This window comes from Parabacteroides sp. Y3-G-102 (genome assembly GCF_023656845.1).
Lineage (GTDB): Bacteria > Bacteroidota > Bacteroidia > Bacteroidales > Tannerellaceae > Parabacteroides > Parabacteroides distasonis.
In genome coordinates this window covers 1-15022 of sequence record NZ_JAMOKU010000020.1, presented here as the reverse complement: position 1 = coordinate 15022, position 15022 = coordinate 1, and the positions used below count along the sequence as shown (strand labels likewise).

Genomic DNA, 15022 nt, shown 5'->3' with positions numbered 1-15022 from the left:
TTAATAAGGTGTATAGACAACTCCTAAGATTCGAGCCCTGTTGTCGGCTGCCGCATGTACATGATGCGCCACGATAGAATCATAATAGATGCTATCGCCTTCCTCTAGGATATAGGTGTTTTTTCCGTAATTAATCTCTACGACGCCACTCAATACGTAGATAAACTCTTCTCCCTCATGCGTGGACAGAATGAAATCCTCGCCTTCCTCGGAGGGAGCGATCTCGATCAAGAAGGGCTCCATATGGCGGCCGGACTTATCTTGCGAGAGCGAGTGGTAATCCATATGCTTGTGCCCTTGTGTCGCATTGTTCGTGAACCCGATACCATCGGCCTCGCTATCCTTTTTGCGGCATACGACCGGGCCTAGCTCCGCTTGGTCATCCAAGAATGTACCCAAACGTACCCCTAATACCCGTGCTATTTTGATAAGAGGGGCCAAAGATGGAAAATCCAAGTTACCCTCGATACGTTCTATCTGTTCGATACCTAACCCGGAGCGTTCGGCTACCTCCTCGATAGAGAGTTGTTTCGATTCCCGGATATTTTTGATTTTCGCGCCTATAATTTTGTTGTTTCCCATGTGTATGATTTGTTATTTATAGTCCTGTAATGTTTGATAATTTGATACTAAACGGCGCAAATTTACATTAATATTTTATTATATCTAGGATTAAGGCAAATAAAAAGGGCAATTCCCGATTGGGATTGCCCTTTTTAATATTTTCGAGTAAGCTTTTTCTTACTTTCTGATACCGAGTTCTTTGATGATAGCGCGGTATCTCTCGATGTCAGTCTTGATCAGATAGTCCAATAAACGACGACGTTTACCTACCAACATCTTCAATGATCTTTCCGTAGCGTAATCATTGTGATTCACTTTCAAGTGCTCTGTCAAGTGAGAGATACGGAATGTGAACAATGCGATTTGGCTCTCAGCAGAACCTGTGTTAGTTGCTGATTTGCCATACTTTTCAAATAATTCTTTTTTCTTCGCTGAATCTAAATACATGATTCTTTTTACTTTAATAAATTAATACTATGTTATCTAAGCGGTCGCAAAGGTAGACATTCCTTTTTGATTTGCAATAGATTCTACTATCTTTTTTGTGTTTTGAAGCATGAATGTCATATATATATCGTAAAAATATCGTATTTTTGCAGCCAATAAATTAGTCTTCAATGCAAAAGATCAGAAACATTGCGATTATCGCGCACGTAGACCACGGCAAAACGACGCTCGTGGATAAGATGTTATTAGCCGGTAAGCTTTTCCGTGAAGGACAGGCAGAACCGGATCAGTTCATGGATAACAATGATCTGGAACGGGAACGAGGTATCACGATTCTTGCCAAGAACGTGTCTATCAATTATAAGGGATATAAGATCAATATTATTGACACTCCGGGCCACGCCGACTTTGGTGGCGAGGTGGAACGTGTCTTGAATATGGCGGATGGTTGTTTGCTATTGGTAGACGCCTTTGAGGGGCCTATGCCGCAGACTCGTTTTGTTTTACAAAAAGCGATTCAACTGGGTTTGAAGCCGATCGTGGTAATTAATAAGGTGGATAAGCCGAATTGCCGCCCGTCGGAAGTGCAGGAAATGGTATTCGACTTGATGTTTAGTCTGGATGCTACCGAGGAGCAGCTTGACTTCCCTACTATTTATGGTTCCGCCAAGCAGGGCTGGATGTCCGAGGATTGGAAGGAGCCGAAAGAGGATATCACGGCTGTGCTTGATGCGATCATCAAGTATATCCCCGAACCAAAGATGTTGGAGGGTACTCCGCAGATGTTGATTACTTCTTTGGATTATTCTAAGTATGTAGGTCGTATCGCCGTAGGACGTGTACACCGTGGCGAGTTGAAAGAGGGCCAAGATGTCATGCTTTGTAAGCGTGATGGTAGTATGGTGAAATCGAGGATCAAGGAAGTGGATGTATTTGAGGGCTTGGGACGTACGAAAGTTGATTCCGTGCAGTCCGGGGATATTTGCGCTATTATCGGTATCGATGGTTTCGAGATCGGTGAGACAATCGCCGACGTGAACGAGCCGGAGCCATTGCCAACGATCGCTATCGACGAGCCTACGATGTCTATGCTTTTCACGATCAACAATTCTCCGTTCTTTGGTAAGGATGGTAAGTTTGTTACTTCCCGTCATATTTTTGACCGTTTGCAGAAAGAATTGGATAAGAACTTGGCTTTACGCGTAGTTCCTACTGATTCCGCTGATTCTTGGTTGGTATATGGTCGTGGTGTGCTTCACTTGTCTGTATTGATCGAGACGATGCGTCGTGAGGGATACGAGTTGCAGGTAGGTCAGCCTCAGGTTATCATCAAGGAGATCGATGGTGAGAAGTGCGAGCCGGTAGAGCAATTGACGGTGAATCTTCCGGAGGAATGCTCTAGCCGTATTATCGATATGGTAACGAAACGTAAGGGCGAGATGACCATGATGGAAAGCAAGAATGGTCGTATGCACTTGGAGTTCACGATTCCTTCCCGTGGTATTATCGGTTTGAACAACGCTGTATTGACCGCCTCTGCCGGTGAGGCTATCATGGCACACCGTTTCTTGGAATATCAACCGTGGAAGGGTGATATTGAACGACGTATGAATGGTTCGATTATCGCTATGGAGACAGGTCAGGCTTTCGCTTATGCCCTGAATAACTTGCAATCCCGCGGACGTTTCTTCATCGCCCCGGGCGAGGAGGTTTACGCTGGACAGGTGGTCGGAGAGCATACCAAAGACAATGACTTGGTGGTAAATGTCACCAAATCCAAGAAGTTGACGAATATGCGTGCCTCTGGTTCGGACGACAAGGTTTCCTTGGCTCCTCCTATCGTATTCAGCCTAGAGGATGCGCTTGAGTACATCAAGGGCGATGAGTACGTAGAGATCACCCCGAATAATATGCGTATGCGTAAGATCATCTTGGATGAGACAGAGCGCAAGCGCCAAGGTAGATAAATTCTTCTATTGAATAAATATAAAAAACGGCGACCTTTTAAAAAGGCCGCCGTTTTTATGTGTTATAGGATTTTAGAGATCCTTCAATGGGTTCGCGTAACTTCATTCTTTATTTTCCGGATCTTTCTTCTCTTCATCCGAAGTCGTGAATTTTATTACAAGCGATTCATCTTTAGGAGTCTCATACCAATCTCCGTGCGCTTTGCGGTAATCCTGATCAAAATTATAGGCATTGTCAATACTCTTATTCTCTATACACCAATGGAAAGGTTTATTTTCCGAATAAGGGATATCCAACACATATGGGTATAGATCCGTATTCTTTACGTTTTTACTTACCGGTCCCTTCCCGTTATCAATGTAAGGCATGATCAGTTGAGTTGAGCTATATGTTAATGTCTTTGTAATCCCACTTTCCGGTTCCTTGTCGAATTTTCTCACATTGACATATCCATTGACATCGGAGAAAAAGGGAGTTAGTCCATTGGCGTCCTTAAATCCAAATTGGTTGTGGAATGTACAGCCTTTAGCCAGTAACTGAGCATAAACATCTGCGGTACTCTTATCGGTATATGCTGTGATGCTATAATATATGACAGCGTCATTGAAATCGAAATCGCCTTGGTTTGGATAATTATCTTCGAACAAGAGGAACCCTTTCTTGTTCGTTTGCGATTCTATGACGGGAGGGGTTACCGGCTCTGCCGGCTCGATGGCAACGGGATTACTTTCGATTAGACAAAGCATATCGTTGTAGTCTCCATCATAGGCCCTATAGTTTGGGCAGCGATTTTCCATTCCCAGTACATTTCCTTCAAAATCACCTTCTTGAATGTGGTGAATGAAGCCGTTTGCTACGTTTTTCTCTATTTTGAAAGAGGAATTACCATATTTTAAGGTATGGCCTACATAATTATGGGAGAATGTCCCATTATCTGGTACTTTATTGTTATCCGGCCCATTTAATGCCGGAGTGGAGAACTGTGGACGGTCTGTGCCTCGATATACGAAGCCGACGTTGAGCCCCTTGTCGAATCTTCCTAGGGGGATTCGGGTATATTCTCCTGTCTTAGCCTTTGGCTGTTCCTCTTTGGAGTAAAAGATATAATTCTCGCCTTGGTTGATCATCTTGAAGTCAATGACTTGGATGGTGCCATTAGTCTTTCCATAGAAGGTGCAGTCGTCTAAAGTGAGATTCTCCATCTTCTCGGAGGGATATGTATAGAACCAAATTTTACCATGCATATTACTGTTGCCTTTGGACATACCTCCGTTGCTTATATAAGTCAACCAAATATCCGCTTTCTTAAAGTTGCTGGTAAAAACGGTTTCCGTGATTTTTAGATCAGAGCATCTATATAAATCCTCGCTTTTTACATTGTATGCCTTTTCGGGAAAGTATTTGTTATTGATCAGATGAAGGACTTCATCACTGATCGCATTTGTAGCCCGTAAACTACTTTTGGTATCGCTGCCGATCGTGATGTCCTTTACATCACTCTCGATAAGTTCCCCATCCCCTCTTAGGATATAGAGTTTCTTTACGTGTGTAGGTACTTCCAGAGCCATATGGATCGGAGTTTTACCAATTAAATAAGGATCTTTGACTAAAGAGCCTTCCTCATAAGGATATTCATAATAAATAGAATATAGGGTCCCTTCATGCTGAGAAGATATGTTAACCTGTATGTTCTCGAAATTCTCGAACTGGTCTATGTAATCTTCTTCTTCTTTGGTAGGTTCTTTCGGATCTACCGTGGGGTCTTCTCCTTGAAAAATGTCATGTTTAACGCATGATCCCATTAGAAAGAGCAGACAAAATACCCACACCATTTGTTTCCAGATTTGTGATCTCATAATTTCTTTACCCTATTTGATTAATATTTACAACAACTTTATTAGATTTTGCAAATCTACGAATTTATTTCATGAAAAATCATTGATAATCAATATTTATTTCAAGCTGTTACGCTTTTATCAAATGTAGGATTGGATGGTGGGATATAAAAAAAGACCCCATCCAAAAGGATGAGGTCTTTTTCTTATTTAGAAAGAATATTTTCTAATTATTTTACTAAAGCTGCGAAGTCAGAGTTAGTCGCGTATTTAGCGAACTCTAAGTCGATAGCAGCTTCCTTAGCCATGTTCTTATCAGCGGCGATAGCAGCCTTCAAGTTGTTGATAACACCGTTAGCGTCGTTCGTACGAGCGGCAACAACAGCCTTCAAATAAGAAGTTACAGCGTCAGGATTAGCGACACCGTTCAAAGTCTGAGAAGCCTTGCTGTAATCCTTAACCAAGATCTGAGCCAAAGCAGCGTTGTTAGTCTTAACAGAACCGAAAGAGTTAACAGCCTTAGCATATTCACCTTGCTCTAAATAAAGAACACCAAGAGCCTCGCTCAATTCGTTTACGCCGGCAGCGTTACCGAACAATTGTTGAGCCTTAGCTTGGTCACCCTTCGTTAATGCGATCAAACCTAAGTTCATGTTAGCGGAAGCGTTATTCTTAACAGAGTTAGACTTGTTGAACATTTGCTCAGCCTTAGCCAAATCACCAGCCTTGAATGCCATCATACCGATGTTGTTCCAAGTACGGTAGCAGTTAGGATACAATTCAGAAGCTTTTGTATAGATAGCCATCTTCTCACCGTCGTTGTTAGTCAATGTAGCGGCGTAAAGGATTTCCTCGATATTCAACTCAGAAGGATTGCTCTTCGCCAAAGCGCTGATCTCGTCGTCAGACTTACCGATGATCTCGATGTTAGCAGTCAAACGAGAACGACGTAATTGCGGAAGGATAGTCTCAGCCAAGTCAGAGTAAACAGCGGAGATATTCTTGATTTCTTTCTCTCTTGTCTCAGGATCTTGGTACATAGAGATCACACGCAATACTAAGTCTTTATCTTGCAAGTTAGAAGCAGAAACTAATTCCTTGAAGCCTTCCCAGTCTTGAGCTGTGTAACGAGCGTCAACCGGAGCGTCAACCTTCATCTTCTTCAATTCCTTGTTCAAATATTTCGTAGTGTTTCCTTCACGATTCTCAGCCAACGTGTTGTTCAATTTGAAACCACCATCAGGAGAAGCGTAAGCGCTGATCTCGATAGCTACATTCTGGTTCGGAGCCTCGTCAGCGTTCTTAACAAGATCTTTCCATTCTTTGATAGCGTCAGAATTCAATTCTTTAGCGCGAAGGTTAGCTTGTTGGATCAAGAACATGATGTTAGCGTCATGAGCCTCTTTGATAATACGTTGGAATTTATCAGCTGCGATAGCTGCTGTAGCAGTAGCTGCGTCTGCCAATTCGGAAGTAGCGATAACGCCTTCACCGATCTTTACGTCCGGCAATTTAACAGTCTTGTTTTTGATCTTCGCGTCGAAAGTCAAATACAATTCTGATTTTTTCATCTCGGGTTTGTAAGTGAAAGAAGACTTCATAGTTACGTTAGCGCCTTCTTTTTGAGGGATTACTTGGTTGTTACCTTTTACTTTCTCACCTTGGTAAGTGTAAGAAGTGCCCCAAGCTTCGCCACCCTGGTAACGCAATACCGGAGTTACAGTTACAACAGCTTTCTTGTTGAACCATTTAGCGGGGAAAGTCGCATTGATCGTTACAGGAACTTTGCCTCCGATAGCCTCTAGCGGCTGCGGCTCTGCTTTAATGTACTGTTCTGCCAACGGTTTCAACTTGTTTGAACAAGAAGAAAGAGTTAAAATGGCTGCCAATACGAAGAATGGCAATAAAAACTTTTTGTTCATAATCTTGATGTAAGTTTAAAATGTTACTATGTTAATATATTCACTTCCAAATTATCCCTTAGCCATTATCGTGCAAAACTAAAGTATTTTTTTGTTATGGATAGCAAAGAAGCGATAAAATCTTTTTAATTAATACTTATTAATGAATCCTAGGCTTGTTTTATACATAAAATATGGGTAGAATTATTGAAAAAATATGGCTGTGTACCTCTTGCCATTCTTTTCAATGGATGGTTTCCCAGAACTCTTATTGTATATTTTTTGATTAAAATATAATCTTTTGTGTATAATGCTCCTCGCCATAGTGCACGGTTAGAAAGTAGACTCCAGATGTTAATTTTAGGAAATGGAGTGTAGCTTGCCTGTCCGTGATCTCTCCGTTTTCCGACACTTTTCCTTGTGCCGAGTGCAATGTATAAGTCGCTTTCTCTATTCCATCCGGCAAAACAAGGTGTACCATGCCTTTCTCCGGACCGAGATGAATGAGTACCTGCTCGTTCGCCTCGAGCTTTTCGTTGCTGACGGGGTTACCGTATTGAATGACGGGATCGATAAACAAGGAGGTGCTAAAACCTGCTTGCGTATATTCGGTAGCTTGTCTCCAGCCGTTTTTATCATGAACCCAAGCCGTATTCCGGGTCGTTTTGCCTTTGGGCAAATTGTAAGCGGAGAAATACGTGTTCTCCGGGACGCTCTTGAGCTTATAGCCGATGTAGAACTTTCCGCTAACGTTCACGGGCTTGGAGAAATGGATATAACTTTCCTGTGACCGATTTAGGGATTTAGCGGTCTCAATAAACGTATCGTCCAATATCGATTTATTGCTGTAGGTGGGTTGGAATGTTTCCGTATATAATAATGTAGAGGGCTTAGAGTCACCGCTGTAAACGGTAACTTCCACTTCCATTTGTTTGTAATTCGCTCCGGCAGGCGGTGTTACGAAATAAGTTCCGTATAAGGTACCCGCTTCGGCTACTTGGTAAGCTTCCGCGTATTCAGTGATATTGGCGGGGTTGTTCCCGAACAAATACGCTTTTTCAGACCCGGGATAGAGCGTACATTCGGCGTTTTCTTGATTACCGGAGTCATAGATGTTGCTCAACCGGAAACAAGGGGTTGATTTATACGGATCAAGTCCCTCGCAAACCTTGGTCTCGTCATCGGACGGGTTTAGCCAATATTTGAGCTGTCTCTCGGGGGTATCGATCGCGTCCCAGGGTTTCTTCAAAGAGAAGAAGTAATCATTCTTCGGACTATTCTCACTGGACTGCCCGCCGGATAACGCTCCGATAATCTCTCCGTCGGCATTGAATAAAGGAGATCCGGAGGAACCGCTGGCCGTATAACCTACTTCCCAAGTCTTGACATGTAAATGAGCGTTCTCGTAAAAAATCATGTTTGGATCTGTCAAGGTAAAGGGAGCCAGATCCTCATCGGATATACTGATTCGCTTTACCGAGTATTGGGGATGTTGGATGCACGTATAGGGGGCAGGTCCTACCTCTTGTGCGTTCCAGCCCGCGTAATAAGGCCTGTAATAAACCGGAGGTGTGGCGGTAAGTTCCAACAAGGCCATGTCTGCCATTTCATTAACCGCCTTGAAGTAAGTGGATGCGGTAGACATCTCTTCCGTTCCTCTTAGGATCGGGTCGCAGAAAGGACTGTTGAAGTTGAAAAAGCAGACGATGCTTCCGGCTATTTTCTCATAATCGGGGTTTTTCATCGTGAATTGCTTGTTCAGACAATGGGAGGCGGTGAGTAGATAAGGCTTTCCGTCATTGTCCGTATTATTTATCAGGGTGCCCGTGCACCCTACACTTCCGTCTATGATCAGGAGAACGACGCTTTGCCCCCATTGGGCGTAATCGTTTGTCCCATCTTGATAGCAAGCTAACGGTGGGATTTTACCGATCAGTGAGGTGTTGTCTCCCGGTTCTAACCCCCGCAAGCTCCGGTAGCCATGGTTGACTTCCCCGACGGTCAGTCTTCCTTGAAAAGAGGCGTTGGCCGGTTCTTGATATTCTATGATCAGGCGATCCCCTTGGATAGGAGAGACCGGCAATAGGTTTAACTCCGAGTTGTTTAGGTGATTGAACGAGCCTAATATCTGTGTCTGGTCCTCATTATATAGGAAGAGCTGGGCGCCTTCGGGCAGTTCATATTCCGAGAAGAGCACGTTGATGGAAAGGGCCCCGGGCGAGTAGATCCCGAGTCTCCATACACGTGTCCCATCCGGCCCGGTGAAAGTTACGCCCGAGTTGTACCGATTGTAATCCGTTATGAATTTATAGGCAAAACGGAAACCGCTTCTTAGGTCGCTCTCATTCAGCGAGTCGATACGCAATTCCTCTTGGACGTCGAACGGAGGCATTTCTTTAAACATCTGTCCGTTTGTACTTCGCATGAGCGATAGCGGAAGCGGGCGGCCTCCGTGGCTAACCTGCGCTTTCAGATTTCCTTGAAAACCGAGCATCGTTAGCAGGAATACAATGTATAAAGAGGTCAACTTTTTCATATCGGGCAAATATAGCTATATTTCTTTACCCCATGATCTATATATCAAGTTTTTTCGCTAAGTTTGCCAATCGAAAAGTACGGACAAACTTAAATAAAACCAATATATAATTAAATTCTAAAGATATGGCAACACCTCCGTTTCACTACGAGCCGATGTTCCAAAAGGGACCGGACACAACAGAGTATTATTTGCTTACAAAAGATTATGTTTCCGTTTCTGAGTTTGAAGGAAAACCGATCTTGAAAGTCGCTAAAGAAGGTTTGACCGCTATGGCTAACGCCGCTTTCCGCGACGTATCATTCATGCTTCGCCGTTCTCACAACGAGCAGGTCGCTAAGATCCTAAGCGATCCGGAAGCTACGGACAACGATAAGTACGTGGCCTTGACATTCCTTCGCAACGCCGAGGTAGCGGCTAAAGGCGTACTTCCTTTCTGCCAAGATACCGGTACGGCTATTATCCACGGCGAGAAGGGCCAGCAGGTCTGGACCGGTTACTGCGATGAGGAAGCGCTTTCTTTAGGTGTTTACAAGACCTACACGGAAGAGAACCTTCGTTACTCCCAGAACGCTCCGCTGAATATGTACGATGAGGTAAATACGAAATGTAACTTGCCGGCCCAGATCGATATCGAGGCTACGGAAGGCATGGAGTATGAGTTCCTTTGCGTGACAAAGGGAGGTGGTTCCGCCAATAAGACTTATTTATACCAAGAGACAAAAGCGATCTTGAATCCGGGTACATTGGTTCCCTTCCTCGTAGAGAAGATCAAGACGTTGGGTACGGCCGCTTGTCCTCCGTATCATATCGCGATCGTGATTGGCGGTACTTCCGCTGAGAAGAATTTATTGACGGTGAAGTTGGCTTCTACTCGTTTCTACGATAGCTTGCCTACGACCGGTAGCGAGGGTGGCCGTGCTTTCCGCGACGTGGAGTTGGAGAAAGAGGTATTGGCCGCCGCTCAGAATATTGGCTTGGGCGCTCAATTCGGCGGTAAATATTTGGCTCACGATGTCCGTATCATCCGTTTGCCTCGCCACGGCGCTTCTTGCCCGGTAGGTTTGGGTGTAAGCTGCTCCGCGGACCGTAATATTAAATGTAAGATCAATAAGGAAGGTATCTGGATCGAGAAGTTGGATAGCCATCCCGGCGAATTGATTCCGGAGGAACTTCGTCAAGCGGGTGAGGGCGACGCTGTCAAGATCAACTTGAACCAACCGATGGCAGATATCTTGAAGGAATTGGATAAATATCCGGTATCTACTCGTTTGTCATTGAACGGAACGATCATCGTGGGCCGTGATATCGCTCACGCTAAGTTGAAGGAGCGTCTGGATCGTGGCGAGGATCTTCCCCAATACATCAAGGATCATCCTATTTATTACGCGGGCCCGGCTAAGACTCCGGCAGGTATGGCTTGTGGCTCGATGGGCCCGACGACGGCGGGTCGTATGGACTCATACGTTGACTTGTTCCAGAGCCATGGCGGTAGCATGATCATGTTGGCGAAGGGTAACCGTAGCCAGCAAGTTACGGACGCTTGTAAGAATCACGGCGGTTTCTACCTAGGATCTATCGGTGGCCCTGCGGCTATCTTGGCTCAGAACAATATCAAGAGCATCGAGTGCGTGGAATATCCGGAATTGGGTATGGAAGCGATCTGGAAGATCGAGGTAGAGAACTTCCCCGCGTTTATCTTGGTAGATAACAAGGGTAATGACTTCTTCAAGCAGATCAAGCCTCGTTGCTGATTCTTTGATCGGTAAAGATAAATGAAAAGCGGTATCCGGCGGCAAGCTGGATACCGCTTTTTTTTTAAAAAAAAGTCGTACGTGTTTTTTTAATAGGTTAATCCCACGATCCACAACGGTAGTTTCTTGCCAGAGGCGAACTCCATATTGTCAGCCAAGATGAAGGAATCGGGGAGATCCGCTATTCTTATGATACGGGTGCTCGTTTGTGCCAGTAATCGTTCTTGTTTAATAAATAGGCTATCCATACGCTGATTGATTGAATGAGAAATATACGATTTGTTTAAGATAGATAGCAAAAAGTACCCAGATCTGTTAAGAGTAGAAAGCAAAACCTGTAAGTATCCGGTCGTAGCGTACTTTGCGTATTGGTTTTCAAAAGTTTGTATAAATATCAATGAAACTATTACACTTTAATTTTTTACCTTTGTTGCGTTTAAGTGATAAAACAGATTTCCAATGCCTCGTATATACATCCTCTTGATGTCGGTCTTGATCTCGGCTTTTTATGCTTGCGATCATCGGGGGAAGCCTTATCCCGCTACCCTGTTGCAGATCGAATCCCTTGCGGATACAAATCCGGAGGAAGCCCCCCCTTTGTTGGATCGATTGCGGGATAGCCTTTCGTCCTTTGATGAGGAACAGCGTATGTATTATGACTTGCTCGACTTGAAGGTCAATGATAAGATGTATGTCCGGCATACTTCCGATTCCCTGATCAAGCGAATCACCGCTTTTTATGAGGTATATGGCGATCGGGATAAATTACTGGAGTCTTATTACTATATGGGACGTGTCTACCGGGATCTGAACGATGCTCCGGAAGCGTTGAAGTATTTCCAAAAGGCATTGGATGTGGCGGAAGATACGAGAAAGTACCGATTATTGTCCAATGTCTATTCGCAGATGGGGATGCTTTATGATTATCAGAATGTATATGAAGAGGCGATCCGTATGTATGAGAAAGCGGCTGAGTATAAATTACTGAAAGGAGATAGTACTAGTTTGTCTCTTGTGCTGAGAGATATTGCCCGGGTATATGATATGGTCGATAAGAATGACAGTGCGCTTCTCTATTTTCAAAAAGCGGCAATTATAGCGAATGAAACAGGAAATAGACATCGATATTCCGGTATATTGACTGAGCAGGGTGATCTTTACCGGGAATTGGGAATGTATGATAAGGCATTGGAATGTTTGTTTGAATCATTAAAAGATTCCGTAGGCCGGAATATGTACCCCACTTATTCTACATTGGGACATATTTATTTAGAGGTGGGAAGATTGGACTCTGCCGACTACTATTTAAGGAGATGCTTGGATAGTCCTGATTTATATGTTAGAGACGCTATTTATGAGTACTTGTCGTTTTTGTATGAGCGTCGGTTGAATTATCGGGAGGCTATTCGCTATGTCCGTCTTGGCCAGCAAGTGCAAGATTCCATCCGCAAGATAACCGATTCGGAGGAAATCCGTAAAATGACCTCTTTATATAATTATCAAAAGCGGGAAACTGAGAATTTACGGCTAAAGGGCGAGAATGACCGGATGCAGATTCGTATTTACCGGATATTATCCTTGTTCGGATTGGGGCTTTCGATAACCTTATTGTTTATATATAGACTGAAACGGCAGAAAGAGCGGTTGGCTAGGCAGTTTGAGGCGCTTCAGCGGGAAAAGCAAGAACAATATGAGAGAAGTTTTCAATATGTAGAAGCGAATAACGTGAAATTGAATGAATTGGGAACCTTACTATCTAAAGACCATGAAGATACAAATTCATTGCTTCATGTGCGAAAAGAACTTTTGCAAGTGACCAATGAACAAATACAGTTGCGGCGTACCGAGCGTGATTTGTTAGAGTCGGATTTAAGGCATTCGGATATCTATATGAAATTCCATTCCACGAATGAGGCAGATCAGATAATCAGGGAAGAAGATTGGAATGCTTTACGGAAGGAGTTAGATAAGACATACAATAATTTTACGAATCGTCTATATCAGTTATATTCGGGAATGTCATTGATAGAACTCCGGATTTGTTACTTGATAAAGATATCAGTCAAGGTAACTGATATGGCAAAAATCTTGGGTCGCTCCAAACCCTCCGTATCCTCATCCCGTAAACGGCTTTATAAAAAAATAAAGGGAGAGGATGGAACCCCGAATGAACTGGATGAATTAATCGCTGGTCTTTAGCCTTATACAACTCTGCGAACAAAAAGCGAACAAAAAGCGAACAGTGTTTTAGCCCCGAATCCAACCTTATCGGATACTTTTGCAGTCAAAAAATGAATGGGATGAAAAGATTTTTATTTTTGACTTTATTGAGTTGTGTATGCTTATGGACACATACGGTGGCTGGAAGAGAGCATAAGAATGAGCGTGATGAGGAAGAGGAGCGCTCTATTTCTCCTAATCCGGTAGAAGTGAAGATTGTAAATGATGGAATCATGTTCTATTTTATGAAGCCATTAGACAATGTGTTTATACAAATTGTTGATGATAGTGGGATGCTCGTATATGAAGAGTCTGTACCTCTTTCTACTTCTCAGAGCTATTGTATTTCCATGCAAGGTCTTTTATTTAAACCTTATTTAATAAGAGTAGAAGGAGACAACATCTATGAAGAGTTTTTTATTCTTTTCTAAAATTGAATGTGAGGATGATTTGTAATATTTAATTTCTTTGATTATTCAATGTTTAATTTATAAATAGTTTTTTGTATGAAAAAGATTCTAATTTTATCATGTTTGTTTTTGTTTTTTGTGTCTTCTTGTTCTAACCAAGAAGAGGTTATCGTAGGAGATGGTCTTGACTATGATAACATGAGTGAAGAAGATTTGAGGAAATGTGCGGAAGCTAATGGTGCAATTACGTGGAATCAGTTTATTGAACTTATGGGTGAATTTATGGAATCAGAACAATCCCCATTAATTGAGACTAAGGCTACGAGTGAGACTTTTAGTGTGACAGGATATGATAACACATTCTTAGTGGAAGAAAATAAAAAAGTTCTTATCAACAAATCACCTACAAATATTCCTACTGGTTATTACTTTTGTGATATCTATATTGTTAGAAAAATGGTGACCCTTCCGGACGGAACCCTGGGAGTAACTAAAGAGTCTCCAAAATGTGGATTTGATCCGAACTCAATTGGTGGGGGACTGCGAGGTTGTGTGGTAGATGGTCAAACAGGTAATAGATTCTATATGAAAACGGCTGCATATCAAGTTAAATATGATATGCTGGGGCGTCAGTGGAATCGATGGGATCCCAGTTTGAATGCTTTGGTTTGGAATTACGCTTATATTTATTAAACGTTACTGTTTGTGCAGGCTAAACGATGATCATGGCCTGGATATAAGGTTTATGGTCGTTTGTTTAGTCTGTACTAGGTTTGCTATCCGGTAATTTTAGTAATAACATAAAAATTAGTGATGAGGATGTTGAGAATTTCTTTGTTTTGTATTGTTATATACTGATTGATATGTCTCTCACTCATGGATTGATTTACAATGTCTGTATATTTGCCTCCTTTTTCAAGGTAACCAATGGAACTTGATAAATAGAAATGTTTTGTTTGTAAATACTCGATATCTAATGATATTTGATAAGTCGTTAACTTATGGGGGTATAAATCTATATTTGCACCTTTGACTCCTTTTGTTTGTAATTTCGAAAAAGCTAAGCCGTTTTCTAATTTAAATACTTGTGCGTTCAGATTAGAGATACATGATAATAGATTAACATACAAGAGCAAACAGTTTCTCCTAGGGAAAACTAAAGTTTCGTAAGCACAAAACTAAGGTTTCCTCATGAGGAAACAAATGTTTCCATAGCGGAAAACTTTTGTTTTATACTAAGAAAAACTATAAATATCAATTAATCATGTCTTTTCCTGATTTATCTAGACACTTTTTTTGTTTATAAACGTAATCAGTAGACAGTAGTTATAAAGTAATACTGATATAGTAGTCACTTCTTTTAACTTCATACTGATAACATAGACAC

11 protein-coding genes are annotated in these 15022 nt (G+C 42.5%); 5 read left to right on the top strand and 6 right to left on the bottom strand.

The window, feature by feature from the left end; translation table 11 throughout:
* Entirely contained in the window at positions 1-582 is a 582-nt protein-coding gene (locus NBH16_RS11645; RefSeq protein ID WP_036613898.1) for a helix-turn-helix domain-containing protein, read from the bottom strand.
* Between the two features lie 159 nt (positions 583-741).
* Positions 742-1011 carry a 30S ribosomal protein S15 gene (rpsO, locus tag NBH16_RS11640; protein ID WP_250788585.1) on the bottom strand — a complete coding sequence of 90 codons (270 nt, stop codon included), beginning with the start codon at positions 1009-1011 and terminating at the stop codon, positions 742-744.
* A gap of 170 nt (positions 1012-1181) precedes the next feature.
* On the opposite strand from rpsO, the gene typA reads away from it, so the two are divergent.
* Complete coding sequence (typA, locus tag NBH16_RS11635) at positions 1182-2978, top strand: translational GTPase TypA (protein ID WP_005864133.1); 1797 nt, start codon at positions 1182-1184, stop codon at positions 2976-2978.
* Positions 2979-3080: 102 nt separating this feature from the next.
* On the opposite strand, the gene NBH16_RS11630 is transcribed toward typA, so the two are convergent.
* From NBH16_RS11630 to NBH16_RS11620, 3 genes are all read right to left on the bottom strand, one after another.
* Positions 3081-4835, bottom strand: coding sequence for an LruC domain-containing protein (locus NBH16_RS11630; RefSeq protein ID WP_250788583.1), 1755 nt, complete (start codon positions 4833-4835; stop codon positions 3081-3083).
* A gap of 209 nt (positions 4836-5044) precedes the next feature.
* Positions 5045-6736 carry a tetratricopeptide repeat protein gene (locus NBH16_RS11625; RefSeq protein ID WP_121961142.1) on the bottom strand — a complete coding sequence of 564 codons (1692 nt, stop codon included), beginning with the start codon at positions 6734-6736 and terminating at the stop codon, positions 5045-5047.
* A gap of 265 nt (positions 6737-7001) precedes the next feature.
* A complete protein-coding gene (locus NBH16_RS11620; protein WP_121961141.1) occupies positions 7002-9251 on the bottom strand; it encodes a trypsin-like peptidase domain-containing protein in 2250 nt (749 codons plus the stop codon).
* 125 nt (positions 9252-9376) lie between these two features.
* On the opposite strand from NBH16_RS11620, the gene NBH16_RS11615 reads away from it, so the two are divergent.
* On the top strand, positions 9377-11005 hold the full coding sequence (locus NBH16_RS11615; RefSeq protein ID WP_005860810.1) for a fumarate hydratase: 1629 nt from the start codon (positions 9377-9379) through the stop codon (positions 11003-11005).
* An 89-nt stretch (positions 11006-11094) separates the two neighbouring features.
* Here NBH16_RS11615 and NBH16_RS11610 read toward each other — a convergent pair whose 3' ends face one another.
* Positions 11095-11253, bottom strand: coding sequence for a hypothetical protein (locus tag NBH16_RS11610; RefSeq protein WP_008778786.1), 159 nt, complete (start codon positions 11251-11253; stop codon positions 11095-11097).
* 211 nt (positions 11254-11464) lie between these two features.
* Between NBH16_RS11610 and NBH16_RS11605 the strand changes: the two genes are divergently transcribed.
* The 3 genes from NBH16_RS11605 to NBH16_RS11595 all read left to right on the top strand — a co-directional run bounded on the left by NBH16_RS11605 (position 11465) and on the right by NBH16_RS11595 (position 14328).
* A complete protein-coding gene (locus NBH16_RS11605; RefSeq protein ID WP_250788581.1) occupies positions 11465-13204 on the top strand; it encodes a tetratricopeptide repeat protein in 1740 nt (579 codons plus the stop codon).
* A gap of 101 nt (positions 13205-13305) precedes the next feature.
* On the top strand, positions 13306-13656 hold the full coding sequence (locus tag NBH16_RS11600) for a DUF3244 domain-containing protein (RefSeq protein ID WP_005864139.1): 351 nt from the start codon (positions 13306-13308) through the stop codon (positions 13654-13656).
* A gap of 75 nt (positions 13657-13731) precedes the next feature.
* On the top strand, positions 13732-14328 hold the full coding sequence (locus tag NBH16_RS11595; RefSeq protein ID WP_250788579.1) for a hypothetical protein: 597 nt from the start codon (positions 13732-13734) through the stop codon (positions 14326-14328).
* Positions 14329-15022 lie beyond the last annotated feature (694 nt).

Bases quoted from the DNA above. Each gene is read 5' to 3' on its own strand.
- NBH16_RS11600 (WP_005864139.1), top strand. From the start codon at position 13,306: ATGAAAAGATTTTTATTTTTGACTTTATTGAGTTGTGTATGCTTATGG.
- rpsO (WP_250788585.1), bottom strand. From the start codon at position 1,011: ATGTATTTAGATTCAGCGAAGAAAAAAGAATTATTTGAAAAGTATGGC.
- NBH16_RS11630 (WP_250788583.1), bottom strand. From the start codon at position 4,835: ATGAGATCACAAATCTGGAAACAAATGGTGTGGGTATTTTGTCTGCTC.
- NBH16_RS11620 (WP_121961141.1), bottom strand. From the start codon at position 9,251: ATGAAAAAGTTGACCTCTTTATACATTGTATTCCTGCTAACGATGCTC.
- typA (WP_005864133.1), top strand. From the start codon at position 1,182: ATGCAAAAGATCAGAAACATTGCGATTATCGCGCACGTAGACCACGGC.
- NBH16_RS11615 (WP_005860810.1), top strand. From the start codon at position 9,377: ATGGCAACACCTCCGTTTCACTACGAGCCGATGTTCCAAAAGGGACCG.
- NBH16_RS11645 (WP_036613898.1), bottom strand. From the start codon at position 582: ATGGGAAACAACAAAATTATAGGCGCGAAAATCAAAAATATCCGGGAA.
- NBH16_RS11605 (WP_250788581.1), top strand. From the start codon at position 11,465: ATGCCTCGTATATACATCCTCTTGATGTCGGTCTTGATCTCGGCTTTT.
- NBH16_RS11595 (WP_250788579.1), top strand. From the start codon at position 13,732: ATGAAAAAGATTCTAATTTTATCATGTTTGTTTTTGTTTTTTGTGTCT.
- NBH16_RS11625 (WP_121961142.1), bottom strand. From the start codon at position 6,736: ATGAACAAAAAGTTTTTATTGCCATTCTTCGTATTGGCAGCCATTTTA.
- NBH16_RS11610 (WP_008778786.1), bottom strand. From the start codon at position 11,253: ATGGATAGCCTATTTATTAAACAAGAACGATTACTGGCACAAACGAGC.